Source organism: Rhodospirillaceae bacterium (genome assembly GCA_040219235.1).
GTDB lineage: Bacteria > Pseudomonadota > Alphaproteobacteria > Rhodospirillales > Rhodospirillaceae > WLXB01.
Map to the genome: position 1 here is coordinate 785,462 of JAVJSV010000012.1, position 18,426 is coordinate 803,887.

Genomic DNA, 18,426 nt, shown 5'->3' on the forward strand with positions numbered 1-18,426 from the left:
TATTTTATGCATAAAGTATAGCGGTTCAATAGATATTGGTTAGCGAAGCCTCAAAATGATCTCAATAATTACCGAACCTAGTGAAGTCATTGTCTATATCGATGATGTCCAAAAAGCTGCTGACCGGCAAAAAAAGATTTTTGGTTTTTTAGCGAAGTCTGCTTATGAGCAACGTTGTTTGCTAGGCAAGTTATGGGTGGCCATTGACTCAGATACAAAGGTTTATGCAGGACACATTATGTTTGGTGGCACCTATCCGCAGTTGCGTGTCTTCCAAGTCAATGTTGCTTCTAAGTATCGCCGTAAGCGGGTGGGGATAGAGTTAGTTGAAGCGCTGAAATCCTATGGAGAGGGCAAAGGCTATTCCAGTATATCTGCCCGCGTGGCTGAAGATTTAGTAGCTAGCAATAATTTCTGGGCTGGAGTTGGGTTTAACGCTTTTTCTTTGGTCGAGGGCGGAAAGACGACTAAGCGGAAAATTATCGTCAGGGTGTTGCAGCTTGATGTCCCATCTCTATTTGAGAAACTTGAAAAAGCTAAGGTTAACAAAATTACAGATCACCTTCGTTTTGGGAGTGCGCCTCTTCATCGCAAAAGGACCTATGCAATTGATTTAAATGTCCTTTTTGATTTGGTCAGAACTAGAGAACGTTATGATGACGCGGCAGCTATTCTTAGAGGAGCCATGTCCGGAAGCTATGATGTCTACGTAACGAAAGAGATGCTATTTGAGTTAGACCGTACTTCCCGAAATATTCAGCATGATCCGATTTTAGAGCTTGTGAAAAATCTACCTGTGCTTCCTGATGTTCAAGCGGTCACGCTTGAGCCCTTAGTGCAAAAGTTGCGGCCAGTTGTTTTTCCAGATCGCTCAAAAACTAGAACTAAGGCGGTTCAAGACAACTCTGACCTTGCTCATTTAGCGATGGCGATCCATCATGAATTGGATGGTTTTATCACAAGAGAGAAATTGATTCTCTCCTCAGCTGGCGGCTTACAGAGTCAGTTTAACTTTGAAATTTTGAGTTCAGCAGACTTTTCAGCGCCGTCAGACGTTCAAAGTACAATTCAGCGAAATCCTGTGGTTACTGACACCGAATTTCCTTCCGCGCGAGAATTTCAAGAAGAAAACCGTGCGGACGTAAAGTCGTTCTTAAATCAACTAGGTATTAGTGACTCTGCCATTAAAGCCGCCTTGAAACCCGGCAATGATAAAGAACCTGCAAAGCGCTATGTACTAAAGATACAAGATGAAATTGTTGGTTTCTCTTCTTGGTGCATTCCTACATCATTTGATAAAGAAGCGAATTGCTATCTCTTTGTCGAGGAGAGTCGATCTGGCTCTTTGCAATTCACTGAACATATCCTCGAGAGCTTTGCGAGAGAAGTTGCCACCGATAAAGGGCGGTGTCTGTATTTGTATCTTTCAGCAAGCCAGCCAAACGCAAGCGCACTTGCTGAGAACTTTTTCTACCTTCCCGCTCCTGATCGCGGTGCTATTTATAGCTTAGTGTCTTTTCAAAAGTATTCAGTCTCTGGCCTAGTCACACCCGAGACTTGGAGCAGTTTTGTTCAATCTCTTTATGAGTTGGCTGGAGTAAAACTTGATAGCGTAATGCCGAACTATGATGAGGTTCAGAGAGATGGAATCAAAATCATCAAAGATGATGGTAAGGCAGTTTATCTTGACTTGATCGGCTTAGAGTCATACGTTACAAATGTTCTTGTTTTGTTCCGTAACAGGCCTGGAATTATTCTACCAATTCGCCCTGCTTTTTCTGAGGAGTTGCTTGGAAAGGCTGATGACCAGCATCTTTTATTTGGAAATTCTGGAGCACTGTTAAAAGTTGAGAGAACATACTTCAGATCCCCGATTGGTAGCGCAGCGGTATTAGCCGGTGATCCATTGGTTTTTTATTCTTCTGAGCGTGCGAAAGCGGCCATTGGGTGTGCGAGAGTAACTTTTTCTGAAGTCATCAACATTGAAAATATTGATGCCAAATTAAGTAGTTCGGGTGTTTTATCAGATAGAGAGTTAGCTAAGCGCGCGGATAATAGAGGTAATATCCACATGATTTCATTTGATGGTTTTCAGCAGTTTACTAATCCTGTTTCGTACTCTGACCTTAAGAAAACTGGCGCAGGTAAACAGAATTTCATTACTATAGAAAAACTCGAACCGATTACTTTAAAGAATATTTGTTTGATGGGATTCGGTAATGCCACAAAGTGAAGTTGAGATAATTATTTCTATTAAGCCGCCTCATGTGACGAATATTCTAAGTAGTAAAAAGAAATTTGAGTTGCGTAGACGACCACTCAATGTACCGATCGGCACACTTATTTGGATATATTCAACTTTGCCCTCTGGCAGATTTGCTGCTTCGGCAAGGCTAATAGCTTTGCATGTCGGGACACCTGGAAGTCTAAGGCATTTGGCTAAAGATGCATGTGTGACCAGCAAAGAATACGATGAGTATTACTGCGGAGCATCACAAGCGTGTGCATTAGAACTGGGCGATGTAACAGAAATTCCGCCCGGTGCAGAACTACGTCAGATACGAGAGAAGATTGACGAGTCATTCCACCCGCCTCAGTTTTTCCAGAAGACATTCAATGGAAGTGCCATCCCGAATTTTCTGAGGAGCCATATTGATAAGGCTGCCTAGTAAGGCGGTTATAATCTCTATGCTATATCTAATTCTTATAGTGCACTGTGAGCTTTGCGCTTAGGTGAGCGCAACATACTCACTATTCTAAGTCACATACTTCCTATTCTTCTCCCACCCCCACGAAATAATGTTGTGCATGGGCTCGTTTCGCGGCCTGTTAAGCCCTTGATTTTATTCAATATGGGGGAGCGTGCATGGGCTCGTTCCAAGGTCGGGTGGCCCCAAGAAAAATGCGACAGGCCAAACCCCTAGAAAACTGCCGTTTTCTGATGTGGCCATGTTTGTTGTTTTGAGGTGGGGGAGAGGCCCCAGGAAAGGCCAGGCGGCTAATTTTAGTCTGGGGTGTTTCGGCGGCTGTTCGGGGTCGTCACATCCGCATCCACATCTGGACCCTCATCGCCCTCCAATGCGTCACGGCTGTCTGTCTTCGGCTCTGGCTTCCAATGGATGAGTTTGAGGATCAGCAGAAAGGGCGGAAACAGGAATCCCAGCAGGGTCCACAAGGTTGTGTGGGCGTCGCGTCGCCGGGCCATCCAGTTGCCCACGAAGGCAAACAACAGCCCGCTGGCCAGGGAAATCAGGATCATCGGGTCCATAGCGGGTCCATAGGAAGATAACGCCTTTCTTAGGAGGCAGGTTGCTTAAGGCGTGCCAATACCCTCTGCGCCGTTCTCTTTATTTCCCTCTTTATCCCCTTCTCGATCTCCTTCTAGGCCCTTGAGAATTTTGGTCACCAGGGCGTAGTCCTTGGGGTTGTCCACATCAATCGGCCCCTCGGCCCAGGGCATCAGCACGGCGCGCACCTCGGCCTTAATCGCCCGCGACATGCGCTTGGTCACGCCGTCCAGGGTCAGCCATTGCAGCTTGTACAAAATCAGCGACAGCAGCCCGAAGCCCTTGGCGATGCGCAGGGGTTTCTTGCCGAACTGACCGCCGGTGGCAAAGGGTTTGGCACCGTTGACGCCCTTATCGTTTGTCACGGCATAGAGGTTGCAGCTGGAATAGGCGTCGTCTTTCAGGCGGTGGAACGCCCGCGCGCCCTCGGGGTATTTGTCCAGAATCAGCTGCGCCCGGGCCCAGCCGATATAGGCGTCACCTGGCGTTGTGCTGACCTCGGTGCAGAAATGGCTGAGCATCTCCGGGGTATGCAGGGCGTTGTCGCCAGCCGTGATCACCAGGGGGTAGGGATCGGGAATATCGTGCACCGCCGAGAACAGGCTTTCGGCCAGATTGCCCTTGCTGGTGATCGGCGTGATCACGCCGCTGTCCAGCCAGGCGGCCACTTTCGGCACCTCGCGCAAGATCGCCGGATCTTCCACCGAGACGAACACACGGCCGATTTCTGGGGTGTCGATCACCGTTTGCAGCACCCGCTCGATCATCGCCGTGCCATTCAGGCTGACCAGGCATTTGTGGCTTTTGCCCTGAAGTTGCGCCACCGCATCGCCAGGCCCCTTGCGGCTGGCGGCGAGCACGAGGGCCGTGAGTTTTTGGGCACCGGACTTGGGTGCGGAAACGGAGTTTTGCGACATAAATAAAATCCATCACGAGCAGCGCAATGTTGCGATACTGCGATACTTACGCCATTAAGACGCTGGATTCAAAAGGGGATTTTATGAGCCGAGACGACGAGACAGCGCCTGACGCAGCAAAGCCAGCGCGTGTGAGAACCACCTGGTTCTCCGATCTCGTGTTTCGGCGGGTCTTCAAAAATGCTGGGTTTTTGCTCAGTGGGAAAACCGCCACCGGTGTTCTGGGTCTGGCTTATCTCGGGCTGGCGGCGCGGGGCCTCGGTATCGAGCAATTCGGTCTGCTGGTGCTGGTGCAAACCTATGTCCAGGTGATCACCGGCCTCAGCACCTTTCACTCCTGGCAGGCGGTCATTCGCTATGGCGCAATCAGCACCCAGACTGACGATACGCGAGGCTTTCAGAGCCTGATTTCCTTCACCACCCTGCTCGATGTGGCCGGGGTTGTGCTGGGCGCGACGGTGGCCTGGTTTGCAGCCCCTCTGGTGGGGCCGTATCTGGGCTGGAGTGGCGAGATTATCGCCTATGCCCAGCCCTATAGTTTGTTAATCCTGTTCACCATTGTGGCCACCCCCACCGGCCTACTGCGCCTTTACGACCGCTTCGACATTCTCGCCTGGCAGGTGATCATCACTCCGGCGCTGCGTCTGATCGGTGTGGCGATTGCTGTGCTGCTGGATGCGCCCCTGTGGGCCTATCTGCTGGCTTGGTTTGTCGCAGGCGTGATTGGCGGGTTGATCCTGGTGGGGCTCGGCTGGCGCGAGGGCGTCAAGCAAGGCCGCCTGACCAACATGCGCTGGTCGCTGGGTGGTGTAACGCGCACCCACGCTGGCATCTGGGGCTTTTGCCTGGCCTCCAATTTTCATTCATCGTTGCAAATGGTCACCGGCCATATGAGCACGCTTCTGGTTGGCGCGGTTGCCACCCCGGCGGCGGCAGGGCTGTTCAAAGTTGCCCGGGAAGTCGCCACCGCCCTCACCAAACCGGCCGAGCTGCTCACCCAGTCTATCTATCCGGAGTTTGCCCGCCTCGGCTCCACCGGCAACTGGGCCGATTTCGGCGGGCTGATTCGCCGCGCTGCTCTGCTGGCCGGCGGGGTTGGGCTTGGCATTCTCGCGTTGATTGCGCTGCTCGGCGATCACCTGTTGGCGCTGATTTTTGGGCCAGACTTCGCTGCGGCCTATGGTGTGCTTGTGTTGCTGGTGGCAGCGGCGACCCTCACCATCGCGGGCTTCAGTTTCGACCCCGCGCTCTATGCCATGGGCCGGCCCAGTGTGCCGCTCAGGGTCAATGCGGTGGTTGTCTTTTGTGTGTATGTGCCGTTGCTCATCTTACTGACTCAGACACTCGGACCCATCGGGGCAGGCGTGGCCATGCTGCTGTCTTCGACCCTCATTGTCGGCACGGTCGGCCTGTGGGCGCGGGCCGAGCTCAAAAAGAGAGCCTGAATAAAGACTCTCACAGTTCTGAAAACGTTCTGACTTTTAAACGCCATAAAACTTTCATCGTTTGGCCATTGAGGCTAAGCGCCGTCTCCTGTTTATTGCGCCCAACTCTTGCTTACCGGCAACTTCTTGCGGACATGACGTTTTTACGCCACCTCAAGACCAGGGCTTAGAAGCTTGAAGGAAATATCCGATCCGGATTTGTCCCGAAGGTTGTCTTACGCTCTGTTTCTGCCTTCGGAAGATTCGGATGGATGTAATCCATCGTTTTCTGGAGGGCGTCATGCAGAACCCATATTTTCAAAAGACACTTAAATCTAAACTCCTGGCTGGGGTGTTTGCGTTTGGCTTGCCGGTCACAGCTGGTCTTATTCCTCTGGTCATCGCGGCATCTGCTTCGGCCCAGCAGCAACTCGGTCAGGTCGCTGGCCGCGTTGTAGATGCCAACTCTGGAGCCTCCCTTGAAGGCGTCCGCGTGCGCGTTGAAGAAACCGGTGACACAGCATCCACTGGCGCAGAAGGGGCCTTCAGCCTCAGAAACCTCGCACCGGGCACGTATACACTCACGTTCTCTTATATTGGATTTCCTGATGAGCGGCAGGCCATTGAGGTCGCAGCCGGTGCCATATCGCGTCCAACCATTTCCGTGTTTGGTGGTGATGCCATTGATGAAATCATTGTCATCGGCCAACGCGGGGCTCAGGCATCGGCGTTGAACCAACAGCGGATGTCGTCGACGATTTCCAATGTGGTGTCCGCTGACCAAGCCGGGCGCTTTCCGGACACTAACGCCGCTGAAGCATTACAGCGTGTTCCGGGCATATCGATCAACCGCGAAGAAAAAGGCGGCGAAGGCCGGTTCATATCAATCCGTGGCCTCGATTCCAGCCTCAACAATTTCAAGCTCAACGGCATGAACGTGGCGCAGACAGACAAAGAATCACGACGGGTGCCGCTTGATGTCGTGCAGGTCGATGCGCTGTCGAAGATCGTGGTTAATAAAACCTTACTGCCGGACATGGATGGCGATGGCATCGGCGGGTCCGTCGAGCTAGAAACAGCATCCGCCTTCGACGCCAATGACCGCATTATCGCTCTGAATATCGAGGGCAACTATAACGACTTTGATGAAAAACTCGGCGGAAAGTTTACTGGCACCTACGGTGACGTGTTTGGTACGGATGGCAATTTTGGTCTCTTGATCTCAGCTACCTACAACAAACGCTATACATTAGGATACAACAACCTGCAGGATGAAGAATACATCCCTCTATTCGAGCAGGATGAAGGTGAACCCGTGGATTTGAGTGGTGGCAACACACTCATTCCCTGGTGGTTTGGTCTCGGCAACTTTGACAACGAGCGCGAAAACATTGGTGCGTCCATAGCGCTTGATTATCGCGTCAGTGATGCAACGTCTCTGTACGCCAAAGGCAGCTACAACAAGCTGGAAGACATCGAGCTAAGCAGCGGATTCTTCATTATCGCTGATGACGATGAATTGTATCAAAATGGTGTGTTCGACCCAGAAGGCGGAACAGTTTACCAAGTGCGCAGCGAGTACGAAGAGTCTGTGTTTACCAATAGTACGCTCACCTTTGGCGGAGAAACGTTGTTCGATGCATTTACGGTCGAATATTCGGTTGGGTATGCACGCGGTTTGTTTGATGAGCCGAACGACTACGAAGTGGCCTTTGAATACGAACTATCAGACCGGGTTCTGTACAATTATAGCAACCCGTTTTTTCCACAGCCTATTTTGTCGGCAGCAGACGAAGCAGCTATTCGCGATCCTTCAAATTTTTCACTGGGCGGCAATGACATTGACGAGGACGTTTCTAAGGACCGTAAATACGTTGGCCAAATTGATGTAACCTATGAGCCTTCATCTCCGTCTATATCGTACATTAAGGGTGGAGCTAAGGCCTTGCGGTCCAAGCGGTCTTTGTTTGAGGCCAATGTGCTTGAGGCAGATGGAGATTTAGATCTTATCGGGTCTGTATTCGATGGCGGCGGTTTTCTGGATACCAGCGACATTGGCTCACCTTATGGCCAGATTTTGCGTCTTAACCCAGACGCCATTCGCGATTGGCGCAACATTGGCACGCGTTTGGTAAACGACGGCGTCTTAGAGAACGACTATGATGGAGATCTGCCGGATGAGGACAGCTATAATGGCACAGAGACCATATACGCTGGCTATGGAATGGCCATGTTTACGTCAGGTCCATGGGAAGCCATAGGTGGTGTCCGCGTTGAATACCTCGACTTTGAATCCGAGGGATTTGAAGTCATAGAGACGGAAGATGATGAGATTTTGCAGGGCCGCGTCTCCACGTCCAGCAACACGCAAATCCTTCCGCGCCTGCAAGTGAACTACCGGGCGTCCGATGACTTGATCTTCCGAGGAGCTGCGTTCACCTCATTGGCTCGCCCAGAATTTGCGTTTCTGAATGCGGCCACCGAAATTGAGATTGACGATGAAAACTCCTTGGAGGCGTTTATCGGCAACCCCGACCTCAAGCCAGCCTATGCGTGGAACTTTGACTTAGGCGTTGAGTACTATCTGGAAAATATCGGTCTCGCCTCAGCCAACGTTTTCTATAAAACTATAGATAACTTCATATTCTTTGATGCAGCGCCAGAGGGCGAAGTTTCTGTCGCAGATCTGGAAGCAAGATTCCCTGGGTTCAATATCGACGCTGAAACCGTGTTTAATGGCAACACAGCTGAAGTCTATGGCGTTGAGTTGAACTTCGTCAATCAGTTCACCAACTTAGATGGTTTCTGGGGCGGGTTTGGCGTCTATGCGAACCTGACCCTGCAAGACAGTTCTGCTGATACGGGCCTTGATGGTCGGGGAAAAGTGCCGTTTTTCAATGCACCAAGCTATGTCGGCACGGCGGCTTTGACCTATCAAAAGTACGGTGTGGAAACCAACATCGCCTACACGGTGCGCGGCAGGTCTCTTGAAGAATTGGGGGATTACCTGATCGACAAGTATCAGCAGTCTTACAAGACCCTCGATGTGCAGGCGCGTTACGCATTGACCGACAATGTCACAGCTTACGTGAACGCCATTGACATTCTTGATGGCGGGCTGGATCCAGTCGTGAATAAGACGTTGGGCAAGACCCCAGGATTCCCAGAGGATGTGACATTCAACGGCCGGACAGTGACCTTTGGTCTTTCTGCACGTTTTTAACCTAGGGCTTGGCGGATCAGCACACCTTGGCGCACCGGCATGACGATTGTTCATAATGATCGTGGCCGGTCACGCCGCAGGCGTTGCCGCAGCCTTGCCCCAGCGTTGGGTCAGCTGGTTAAGCGCCGTCTCTCCCGCCGGCAGCTTCTTGTCGGCGCGGGAAGCAGTATTGCAGCAACTGCGTTTGCTCCCCGGTTTAGTCAGGCGGTAACCGCCACACAGTCTAGTAGTCTGGGTTTTGAGGAGATCAGATTGCAACGCACAGAGGGAGAAGTCCTGGCAAAGGGCTACCAGTCTGAAGTGATTGTTGCTTGGGGTGACCCACTATTTGAAAATGCTGAGCCCTTTAATCCTGCAGCACAGACAGCTGAAACAGCCTTGAGCCAGTTTGGCGTCAATAACGACTTCACGGTGTTTCTCCCGTTTGATGATGAGGCCGATCCAACGCACGGGCTTTTGTTCGTTAATCATGAGTATCCCAATCCCCATCTTATGTGGCCTGGATTATCTGAAGAAACTGCCGGGCATGAGATGACTCTTGAGCAACTTGGAACAACGATGGCCAGCGTTGGGTGTTCGGTTGTTGAAATACGGCGCATGGGCCGTTCATGGACGGTCGATCGCAGCAGCTCTTATAACCGCCGAATTTCGATGTCGACGCCAATTACTTTGTCTGGTCCTGCGGCAGGCACGCCAGAGTTAATTACGACAAAGGACCCGACAGGCCGAACCGTTTTCGGAACGGTCTCAAACTGCAACGGTGGTGTTACGCCCTGGGGCACCGTTTTGACTTGTGAAGAAGGGGCCGGTTGGATTTTTGCAGGTGACTACCAAAACACCCCTAATCCGGAACTGCTTCGCCGCTATTACTACGATGACAAGAACAATGATGAGTATGGCTGGGGCCGGGTCGACGAGCGCTTTCAGCTAGAGCGTGAGCCCAACGAACCAAACCGGTTTGAGTGGGTTGTGGAAATTGATCCCTTTGATCCTGACTCGACACCGGTTAAACGCACAGCTCTGGGCCGTTTTGCCCATGAAGGGGCGTCGACTGTTCTTGCCCCAGACGGACGCCTCGTTGTGTATCTGGGAGATGATTGGGAATTTGAATACTGTTATCGCTTCGTTTCGTCGCGGCGCGTAAATACAGAAGATCGTGACGCCAACAAAGATTTGCTTGATGACGGAATTTTGTCTGTCGCAAGGTTTGAAGAGGACGGCAAAGTCCGATGGCTTCCGTTGGTCTTTGGTCAGGGGCCACTGACACCGGATAATGGTTTTTACAGTCAGGCTGATATTCTGATTAATACCCGCCGCGCTGCTGATTTGCTTGAAGCGACGCCTATGGATTCTCCAGAGGGCTTTGCGCCACACCCTCAAACGGGTGATATCTATGTTGCTCTCACCAGTAATTCGGACCGGGTGGAGCCTAATGCGGCCAACCCTCGCCCAAGTAACCGTTTTGGCCACCTGCTCGAACTTTCACCCCCGCCCACGGAAAGTGGTCCAAATCATGCAGCTAGCGTCTTCACATGGGAGGTTTTTGCGCTTTGTGGAGACCCGTCCAATCCAGATCATGAAGCTGCCTTTCACCCAGAAACCTCACGGTATGGCTGGTTCACCGACCCTGACAATATAGGGTTTGATCCGACAGGCCGGTTGTGGGTGTGCACCGATGGAGTTCAACCCTCGGGGCATGACGCGTTATATGTGATGGACGTTCAAGGCCCCGGCCGGGCTATGCCCAGGCTGTTTTATTGTCCACCCGCTGGTGCTGAATGTTGTAGCCCGACGTTTAGCGCAGATGGCCGAACGCTTTTTCTGGCAATTCAACATCCTGGAGAAGGGGTGGCCACGCTTGACGAGACGCCAACGCGTTGGCCAGACTTTGTCTACTCACATCCACCCCGTCCGGCGGTAATCGCAATTACGCGGATAGACGGCGACATCATCGGCACCTAATCATCGCGCGGCTTTAAACGCCTGCTTGCCTTCTAACGCGAGGGCGAAAAACCATTCTGCCTGACCGCCAATGTCGGCCATGAGCTTGCGTTGAACCGGTGTCGCAATGTTCCTCCACGCTTGCCGTTGCTCATCGGTTAACTCATGCAAGGTGATGCCTGCATCCTTTAGCAGCACCAAGGATTCCAGCGCTTCCTGGCGCACCAGTTTGCGGTTGTCGTCCACAGACCCCTGGGCGCTCAAGATGGCGGCTAAGATCTCCGGGGGGGTGTTATCCGCCCAGGCTTTGTTGGCCAACAGCGCCCCCGGGGCAAAAGCATGGCGGGTGAGGGTGAAATGCGGCGCAGATTCATACAGTCCTGCGACCCGATACATCACTGACGTTGTCACACCACCATCGACCAGGCCGGTGTCCAGCGCGGCAACCATATCGCCAAAATCCAGCACCACCACATCGGCCTGTGCTTCCGCCAGGAACAACCGCGTCGCCTCCGTCGCCGAAGACCGCAAACGGTAATCAGCCAGGTCTGACGGCAGTGTCAGGGGCTTGCGGCCATACAGATTGTGCCAGCCGCCTTCTTCCCATTTCAGCAAGGTTAGGCCACGGTCTGCCAGCAATGCGGCATAAGGCTCGAACAGATAGTGGTCCATTACGAAGTCGGCTTCGGCGTCTGACTCAAACAGGAACGGTGCCGCAAGGACGGACAGTTCAGGCACCAGAGCGGCCAGCGCCCCAATCGAGACAATGCCCATCTGCGCCCGGCCCCGGCGCAAGCTGGACAACATATTCTCTTCGTTTCCCACTTGCCCACCGGTGAGCATGTTGAGGGCCACTTTATCTCCCAGCGTTTGCTCAACCTCGTTATTGAACCGGACCCAGCGGCGGCCATGGGCGGAGTCCGGCGCTGAGAACGAGACGATGGTCAGAGGGATAGGCTCCTCAGCCTGGGCACTGCTCATACCCAGAGCCAACGCAATAAGGAGAAGAATTGAAGGCATCGCTAAGTGCTAGGGCAGGGGAGTGACGTTTAACTCAAAGAGTTCGAGCACGATGCCATTGGGATCATACAGCAGCGTCTGCATGGTTTTACGAGACGGGGACGGACCTTCTTTAATCACTTCGATCCCCATGGCTTTGGCGCGCTTTAAAATCTCAGCCGTATTGGACACGCGCACCGGCATGATGACGCCGCCATGCAGGGTGCGTTGGTTTGGCTTGTCGACGCTGGCACAGGCAGGGTCATTGGGGTCCATGAGGCCCAGCATCCCGATGCGGCTGCCGATAATGGGACCGGCCGGATACTCACCCTTGCCGACGAAAATCGCCATACGCAGTAAACTGGTTTCGGGCATGTCGATAATTTGCGCGGCCACTTGGATTGGGGCGCCGCCGTCATCGCGGATGACATCCATGCCCAGCACGTCGCGATAAAACTTCACCGTTTCTTCGATCTTGCACGTGACGATCATAGTGCGCACGTGTTGCGCTTGAACGGGTGGTTCGGTCTGCGCTGAGACGGTGTTGGTGAATGCGATGATGCCAGTGGCGATGCTGATCGCGACGGTTCTGACGACTTTGCTGAGCATGATGACCCCCTTAATAACGACCAGCTGAGTGTAGCCGGTTAGGGCGGGCTGTCCTGAAAAAAAGCGGCGAACGCGTGGGGGGCGTTCGCCGCTAGAGCACCGGAGATCGTGGGGTGGGAGGGAGGAGAGAGAGCCCCGGTGGCATTGTCTGACCCTACTGATTCCGGGGATTGTTTAACGAAAGCTGAATCATTTTGAGTGCGGTTCGACTCTTCATGGTTTCTCCCGAAAAGCGAGCCGGACTCCTTGCGGCTGAACAGGACAAAACCCATTTAAGGGATCAAGAATCGCATTTTAAGGCGACTCGAGGTAAGGTTTTTCGACGGAATTCAGCGTCTGGTTCAACCACAAGGACTTAAACCATGGCCACATCATCTGCGAAGCCAAAATCAAAGCCGCAATCAAAGCCGCAATCAAAGCCAAAGGCAGCGGCTAAGCCTATGCCTGCAGCACCGCAACCGGCTGACCAATCGCCCACAGCCCGCGCAAAAAAGACCGTTACAGAGGCTACTGAGAAAGCGCGACGGGCGGCGGCACCCGAATTGGAACGCCTGAAGAAAGCCTCCGCCAAGGTCGAGAGTCGGTTGAAAGCTGTGTCGTCTGCGGTGGCCGCTAAGCTTGAAGCCTTTGAAGAGTTGGCTGAGCAGCAATTGAGTTCTGAAAAGAATAAGGCGCGACTTGGTAAGATTGAGAAAGATGTTGGCAGGCTGGTCTCATCAGCAGATCAACAGTTTAGTAAGGTCCGGGGGGCTCTTGATGAGGAACTCAAGGATCTCAAGTCACTCTTGAACAGATCAGCAGAAAAAGTCATTCCTGCAGCCAAACAGCGCATTCGATCACTTATGCCCGACGATCATGAGGGCCCTGGAGACACCTGGGAGTTTTACACAGATAAGTCTAAAAAGTGGCGCTGGCGTCTTAAGGATGGAGCCGGCAAGCCGTTGGGTGCATCCAACAAAGCTTTTGCAAACCGCGCCGCGTGTATTGAGAATGCACGGCGTCTTGGCTACCGTGGCGGTTAGTATCGGCAGCCTATTTTCAGGCATAAAAAAACCCGGCCATAACAGCCGGGTTTTTCATGAACTGCGCAGGAGCCGTTATGCGGCTTCTTTAATGCTGAGGGGGAGGGGCATTTGCGCGTTCATTTCGTTGTCCCAGACGCGTTGCAGCAGATTTGAACGTAGCGCCATAATCTCTTCGGCTTCGTCACGCATCTCTTTTGCTTTTTCTGCGGAAGCCATGACTGCAGCAATAGAGAGTTCTTGAGCTGTTTCGCCAAGGAACCGGATCAAATCGTTTACTTCGCTGTATGCCATCTCAAAGACCTTTCTGTAATCTTTCTGCAATGATAATGCTGCAAAGCAATATAGCTAACCACTCATAATTGTGCAATGCAGCATCCCGTTTGACGCATAGCGGGTGAGGGTTTTGCCGGATTGGATTGCGAAATACTGTTTTGTGAAAACCCCAGTTTCCTGCGGCAGTTGAGTCTTACACAATTCTGTCAAGCCATTTAGACACCATATATTGTGTTAAATTTGCGGCAAAAACCCAAAATGTAGTTGACGAAATCGCCTCATTTCAGCACCATATGTTGTGGCGCTTACCTCATCGATGACTAGATCATGAGGGTAAGAGGACTTGAGGGGGCTGTGTTTCGGATTTTATAAATCCAACCAGCCAAAAATTAGCGGACTCGCAACGATATCGTTGCCGCAGCGGTGCTCCTAAGTTCTTGATTTTAAAGAACTATAGAGCAGCGAACAGGATTCGAGTCTCTAAAATGTCCTCTTTGGCGCTGGATTGAGTCTGCATATGCGCCCTGGGGTTGCTCGGGCGCCTAAACACCGAGGGGAATACATGGCCTACGCGCTGGAAGCTGATAAGAAAACCGTCGCCCGTTCACCCCAGCCCGAGAAACAGAAGTCCTCCGACGACAAATCTTTTGCCGTCGTTCCGTCGATTAAAGTCGACCGGAGCAGAGATGCGCTTCTGACCGATTTTGGCAAAGCCACGCTGGAAGACAGATATTTGCTACCTGGTGAATCTTATCAGGACATGTTTGCGCGTGTTGCCTTGGCCTATTCGGATGATCTTGATCACGCTCAGCGCATTTATGACTACATTTCTCGCTTATGGTTTATGCCGGCCACGCCGGTGTTGTCGAATGGCGGGTCTGATCGCGGTCTCCCCATTTCTTGCTTCTTAAACTCCGTGAACGACGACCTGGATGGGATTGTTGATACCTGGATGGAAAACGTTTGGCTGGCGTCAAACGGCGGCGGTATCGGAACCTATTGGGGGCGCGTACGCTCTATCGGCGAGAAGGTTAAGAACTGCGGCCACACCTCGGGAATCATTCCTTTTGTGCGGGTTATGGATTCCCTCACATTGGCGATCTCACAGGGCTCTCTGCGTCGCGGATCGGCGGCGGTGTATCTGGATATTCATCATCCGGAAATTGAAGAATTTCTTGAAATTCGCAAGCCGTCTGGTGACTTCAACCGCAAAAGCCTCAACCTGCATCATGGCCTTAATATTACGGATGCCTTCATGGAAGCCGTCCGCGATGACCTACCATTTGATCTGTTGAGCCCGAAAGATGGCTCTGTGCGGAAAACTGTAAATGCCCGCGCATTGTGGCAGAAAGTTCTGGAGCTGCGGCTGCAAACAGGTGAGCCCTATCTGATTTTCTCAGATACGGTTAATCGGCAGATGCCGAAACACCAAAAAGACCTGGGTCTGAAGGTGACGACGTCGAATTTGTGCAGCGAGATCATGCTTCATACGGGCCCGGATCATCTTGGCGAAGACCGCACTGCCGTGTGCTGCCTGTCGTCCGTGAATGCTGAAAAATGGGACGAATGGTCGAAAGATGAAGGCTTCATTGAAGACATTATGCGGTTCCTTGATAACGTGCTCCAAGACTTTATTGACCGCGCACCTGACAGCATGGCACAGGCCAGATACTCGGCGATGCGCGAGCGTTCAGTTGGTCTTGGGTTGATGGGTTTTCACTCCTTCTTGCAGGAGCGTGATGTGCCTTTCGAGAGCGCCATGGCAAAGTCATGGAATGTGCGGATGTTTAAGCACATTCGTAAAGGCGCTGATGCGGCTTCGGTTGTTTTGGCGGAAGAGCGCGGTCCCTGCCCGGACGCCGCTGAAACCGGTTTGATGGCGCGATTTAGCCATAAAATGGCCATAGCGCCGACAGCGTCCATCAGCATTATTTGTGGCGGCGTGAGTCCTTGCATTGAGCCAATTCCGGCAAACATTTATACACATAAAACCTTGTCAGGGTCGTTTACGGTAAAGAACAAGCACCTCACAGAAATTCTAGAGAGCAAGGGCTTGAATACCCAAGGCACGTGGACCTCAATCCTGGAAAACGAAGGGTCTGTGCAGCATCTCAATGGCCTGACAGATGACGAGAAAGCGGTGTTCCGCACGGCCTTTGAAATTGATCAGCGTTGGGTTGTCGAAATGGCAGCCGACCGCACCCCCTTTGTTTGCCAAGGTCAGTCGATCAATGTGTTTATACCGTCTGACATCGACAAGTGGGATCTCATGATGCTGCATTGGAAAGCATGGGAGTCAGGCGTGAAAAGTTTGTATTACTGCCGCTCCAAATCAGTGCAGCGCGCTGGCTTTGCTGGTGGCGTCGAATCTGATAACACGCGAGCGTGGCCTCAAGCTGAATTGGCGCTGTCCGAGCGGACAGACTATGAAGAATGCCTCGCCTGCCAGTAAGTCTCTGAGTCAACATATTAACTTTCAGCGCAGCAGCTGTACCGGATAAGTCATGAATAGTATTTCACCCAGCACCAAGCCCAGCCTGTTAACGCCGAGCCATAGCTATAAGCCGTTCCGGTATCCGTGGGCGCATGACTTCTGGAAACGCCAGCAGCAGATTCACTGGATGCCGGAAGAAGTGCCTTTGGGTGAAGATTGTAAAGACTGGGCGAATAATCTAACGGATTCCGAGCGCAACCTTCTGACTCAGATTTTCCGTTTCTTCACACAGTCCGATGTTGAAGTGAACGACAATTACATGGAGCGTTACAGCCGGGTCTTTAAGCCAACGGAAATTAAAATGATGTTGGCCGCGTTCTCGAATATCGAGACTGTTCACATTGCCGCGTATGCGCTTCTGCTTGAGACAATCGGCATGCCCGAGAGTGAATTTACCGCCTTTCTTGAATATGAAGAAATGGCAGCCAAGCATGATTACATGCAAAAATTTACCGTCGACAATCCGGCGGAAATTGCGCGCACTGTCGCAATGTTTGGTGGCTTCACCGAGGGGCTGCAGCTGTTTGCCAGCTTCGCCATGCTATTGAACTTCCCGCGCCAAAATAAAATGAAGGGTATGGGGCAAATCGTGTCGTGGTCGGTGCGTGATGAAAGCCTGCATTGTGAAGGCATGATCAAACTCTTTCATACCTTTTGCCAGGAAACACAATGCCTGACGCCTGCCTTGAAGGATGACATTACGGATTGCGCCCGCACGGTTGTCGATATGGAAGACAAATTTATCGACCTGGCGTTTGAAATGGGGCCTATCAATGGCATGACGCCAAAGGATATTCAGTCGTATATCCGTTACATTGCAGATTGGCGTTTGCAGCAACTTGGCCTGCAGCCAATTTACAATATCAAAGAACATCCTATTCCCTGGTTGGAAGAAATTCTAAATGGTGTTGAGCATGCCAACTTCTTTGAAGCGCGTGCCACGGAATATTCAAAGAATGCGACCAGGGGTGAATGGCACGGGGCTGATGGTGTTTGGGCGCATTTCGACAAAATGGCCGCGCGGAATAAAGAGACTGCTGCATCTTAAATTCAAGCGTTTTAGAATTAAGTTTGAAGCCAAAGTGACCGTTTTTTGACGGTCGTAGATGAGACGTTCTTTACCCTTATTGCTGCATGTAAGATAAACCCTTCTTCATAGGAGAGGCTCCATGGTTTATCGCATTATTGTTGCTGTTGCCTGTTCACTGTTCTTTCCCGCCGCAGTGTCAGCGCAATCCCTGCCGTGGCCGCTGATTATTGGGCATCGCGGGGCGAGCGGCCTTTTACCAGAGCACACCCTAGAAGCTTATGAATTGGCAATTGCCCAAGGTGCTCATTTCATCGAGCCAGATTTGATCAGCACTAAAGATGGTGTCTTAATTGCACGACACGAGAATGAGTTGTCGGATACGACCGACGTTGCGCTAAAATTTCCCGAGCGCAAGACAACGCGTTTGATTGATGGTCTCGAATTTACCGGGTGGTTTGCGGAAGACTTCACCCTGGCTGAAATAAAGACGCTGCGCGCAACACAGCGATTGCCGTTCCGCGATCAAAGTTTGAATGGGAAATACCTAATTCCAACGCTTGATGAAGTGCTCGCGTTGATCAAACGCGAGAGCGCTGTGCGGGGGCGTCCGGTTGGGATTTACCCGGAAACGAAGCACCCGAGTTATCATCAAAGTATAGGGTTGGCATTAGAGCAGCCACTTTTGGGTTCACTGAGAGCTGCTGGTTTGACGCGCACTGATGACTGGGTGTTCATTCAATCTTTTGAAGTGAAAAATCTAAAGTCACTGAATGAGGCGACTGATGTGCGCCTCGTACAGTTGCTAGGCTTTGGAACAGAGCAACCCTTTGATCAAGCAATCGCAGGAGCAAGTTTGTCCTATCAAGACATGATTACGGACAGGGGGCTTCAAAATATTGCGACCTATGCGGATGGCATTGGGCCGTGGAAAGTGTTGATTGTGCCGCAAGACCGTGAGGGCAATCCGTTTCCAGTGACGGACCTGATTTCCCGGGCGCATGCTGCTGGTTTGGTGGTGCACGCCTACACGTTTAGAGACGAGCCCCGCTACTTGATGAAGCCTTACAATGGTGATCCGTTAGCTGAATACCGACGCTTCTTTGCTTTGGGTGTGGATGGCGTGTTTACGGATTTTCCTGGGTCGGCGGTGGGAGTGGGTGAAATTCTGCAAATGAGACCAATATGAAGTGGAAGCCTGGTGTCC

14 protein-coding genes are annotated in these 18,426 nt (G+C 52.0%); 9 read left to right on the forward strand and 5 right to left on the reverse strand.

Features of this window, described 5'->3' with window-relative positions:
- Positions 1-55 precede the first annotated feature (55 nt).
- The gene (locus RIC29_13880) at positions 56-2,233 is read left to right on the forward strand and encodes a GNAT family N-acetyltransferase (protein ID MEQ8736010.1); all 2,178 of its coding nucleotides are present in this window, start codon (positions 56-58) and stop codon (positions 2,231-2,233) included.
- Positions 2,220-2,669, forward strand: a complete 450-nt coding sequence (locus tag RIC29_13885) for a hypothetical protein (GenBank protein MEQ8736011.1) — start codon at positions 2,220-2,222, stop codon at positions 2,667-2,669. The genes RIC29_13880 and RIC29_13885 overlap by 14 nt, the downstream gene beginning before the upstream one ends.
- Before the next feature lie 335 nt (positions 2,670-3,004).
- Here the strand turns inward: RIC29_13885 and RIC29_13890 are convergent, their stop codons facing one another.
- Both RIC29_13890 and RIC29_13895 read right to left on the reverse strand, forming a co-directional pair.
- Positions 3,005-3,268 (reverse strand): hypothetical protein, encoded by a 264-nt coding sequence (locus RIC29_13890; GenBank protein MEQ8736012.1) that lies wholly within the window; start codon positions 3,266-3,268, stop codon positions 3,005-3,007.
- A 45-nt stretch (positions 3,269-3,313) separates the two neighbouring features.
- Positions 3,314-4,204 (reverse strand): NTP transferase domain-containing protein, encoded by an 891-nt coding sequence (locus RIC29_13895; GenBank protein ID MEQ8736013.1) that lies wholly within the window; start codon positions 4,202-4,204, stop codon positions 3,314-3,316.
- 26 nt (positions 4,205-4,230) lie between these two features.
- Between RIC29_13895 and RIC29_13900 the strand changes: the two genes are divergently transcribed.
- The 3 genes from RIC29_13900 (at position 4,231) to RIC29_13910 (ending at position 10,813) form a co-directional block, all read left to right on the forward strand.
- Positions 4,231-5,649 carry a lipopolysaccharide biosynthesis protein gene (locus RIC29_13900; protein ID MEQ8736014.1) on the forward strand — a complete coding sequence of 473 codons (1,419 nt, stop codon included), beginning with the start codon at positions 4,231-4,233 and terminating at the stop codon, positions 5,647-5,649.
- 280 nt (positions 5,650-5,929) lie between these two features.
- Complete coding sequence (locus RIC29_13905; GenBank protein MEQ8736015.1) at positions 5,930-8,851, forward strand: TonB-dependent receptor; 2,922 nt, start codon at positions 5,930-5,932, stop codon at positions 8,849-8,851.
- A 39-nt stretch (positions 8,852-8,890) separates the two neighbouring features.
- The gene (locus tag RIC29_13910; protein MEQ8736016.1) at positions 8,891-10,813 is read left to right on the forward strand and encodes a PhoX family phosphatase; all 1,923 of its coding nucleotides are present in this window, start codon (positions 8,891-8,893) and stop codon (positions 10,811-10,813) included.
- On the opposite strand, the gene dctP is transcribed toward RIC29_13910, so the two are convergent.
- Both dctP and RIC29_13920 read right to left on the reverse strand, forming a co-directional pair.
- A complete protein-coding gene (dctP, locus tag RIC29_13915) occupies positions 10,814-11,812 on the reverse strand; it encodes a TRAP transporter substrate-binding protein DctP (protein ID MEQ8736017.1) in 999 nt (332 codons plus the stop codon). It lies immediately after the preceding gene.
- Positions 11,813-11,821: 9 nt separating this feature from the next.
- Positions 11,822-12,400 (reverse strand): VOC family protein, encoded by a 579-nt coding sequence (locus tag RIC29_13920; GenBank protein MEQ8736018.1) that lies wholly within the window; start codon positions 12,398-12,400, stop codon positions 11,822-11,824.
- Between the two features lie 362 nt (positions 12,401-12,762).
- On the opposite strand from RIC29_13920, the gene RIC29_13925 reads away from it, so the two are divergent.
- Positions 12,763-13,422 (forward strand): hypothetical protein, encoded by a 660-nt coding sequence (locus tag RIC29_13925; GenBank protein MEQ8736019.1) that lies wholly within the window; start codon positions 12,763-12,765, stop codon positions 13,420-13,422.
- Positions 13,423-13,497: 75 nt separating this feature from the next.
- Here the strand turns inward: RIC29_13925 and RIC29_13930 are convergent, their stop codons facing one another.
- Positions 13,498-13,716, reverse strand: coding sequence for a hypothetical protein (locus RIC29_13930; GenBank protein MEQ8736020.1), 219 nt, complete (start codon positions 13,714-13,716; stop codon positions 13,498-13,500).
- A 544-nt stretch (positions 13,717-14,260) separates the two neighbouring features.
- On the opposite strand from RIC29_13930, the gene RIC29_13935 reads away from it, so the two are divergent.
- The 3 genes from RIC29_13935 (at position 14,261) to RIC29_13945 (ending at position 18,408) form a co-directional block, all read left to right on the forward strand.
- Positions 14,261-16,150, forward strand: coding sequence for a ribonucleoside-diphosphate reductase subunit alpha (locus RIC29_13935; protein MEQ8736021.1), 1,890 nt, complete (start codon positions 14,261-14,263; stop codon positions 16,148-16,150).
- Positions 16,151-16,202: 52 nt separating this feature from the next.
- The gene (locus RIC29_13940) at positions 16,203-17,240 is read left to right on the forward strand and encodes a ribonucleotide-diphosphate reductase subunit beta (GenBank protein MEQ8736022.1); all 1,038 of its coding nucleotides are present in this window, start codon (positions 16,203-16,205) and stop codon (positions 17,238-17,240) included.
- A gap of 121 nt (positions 17,241-17,361) precedes the next feature.
- Positions 17,362-18,408 (forward strand): glycerophosphodiester phosphodiesterase, encoded by a 1,047-nt coding sequence (locus tag RIC29_13945; protein MEQ8736023.1) that lies wholly within the window; start codon positions 17,362-17,364, stop codon positions 18,406-18,408.
- Positions 18,409-18,426: the final 18 nt, after the last annotated feature.

What these genes read in the sequence shown, in the direction of transcription:
- RIC29_13880 (MEQ8736010.1), top strand. Translation starts at nt 56, where the DNA reads ATGATCTCAATAATTACCGAACCTAGTGAAGTCATTGTCTATATCGAT.
- RIC29_13885 (MEQ8736011.1), top strand. Translation starts at nt 2,220, where the DNA reads ATGCCACAAAGTGAAGTTGAGATAATTATTTCTATTAAGCCGCCTCAT.
- RIC29_13890 (MEQ8736012.1), bottom strand. Translation starts at nt 3,268, where the DNA reads ATGGACCCGATGATCCTGATTTCCCTGGCCAGCGGGCTGTTGTTTGCC.
- RIC29_13895 (MEQ8736013.1), bottom strand. Translation starts at nt 4,204, where the DNA reads ATGTCGCAAAACTCCGTTTCCGCACCCAAGTCCGGTGCCCAAAAACTC.
- RIC29_13900 (MEQ8736014.1), top strand. Translation starts at nt 4,231, where the DNA reads ATGTTGCGATACTGCGATACTTACGCCATTAAGACGCTGGATTCAAAA.
- RIC29_13905 (MEQ8736015.1), top strand. Translation starts at nt 5,930, where the DNA reads ATGCAGAACCCATATTTTCAAAAGACACTTAAATCTAAACTCCTGGCT.
- RIC29_13910 (MEQ8736016.1), top strand. Translation starts at nt 8,891, where the DNA reads ATGACGATTGTTCATAATGATCGTGGCCGGTCACGCCGCAGGCGTTGC.
- dctP (MEQ8736017.1), bottom strand. Translation starts at nt 11,812, where the DNA reads ATGCCTTCAATTCTTCTCCTTATTGCGTTGGCTCTGGGTATGAGCAGT.
- RIC29_13920 (MEQ8736018.1), bottom strand. Translation starts at nt 12,400, where the DNA reads ATGCTCAGCAAAGTCGTCAGAACCGTCGCGATCAGCATCGCCACTGGC.
- RIC29_13925 (MEQ8736019.1), top strand. Translation starts at nt 12,763, where the DNA reads ATGGCCACATCATCTGCGAAGCCAAAATCAAAGCCGCAATCAAAGCCG.
- RIC29_13930 (MEQ8736020.1), bottom strand. Translation starts at nt 13,716, where the DNA reads ATGGCATACAGCGAAGTAAACGATTTGATCCGGTTCCTTGGCGAAACA.
- RIC29_13935 (MEQ8736021.1), top strand. Translation starts at nt 14,261, where the DNA reads ATGGCCTACGCGCTGGAAGCTGATAAGAAAACCGTCGCCCGTTCACCC.
- RIC29_13940 (MEQ8736022.1), top strand. Translation starts at nt 16,203, where the DNA reads ATGAATAGTATTTCACCCAGCACCAAGCCCAGCCTGTTAACGCCGAGC.
- RIC29_13945 (MEQ8736023.1), top strand. Translation starts at nt 17,362, where the DNA reads ATGGTTTATCGCATTATTGTTGCTGTTGCCTGTTCACTGTTCTTTCCC.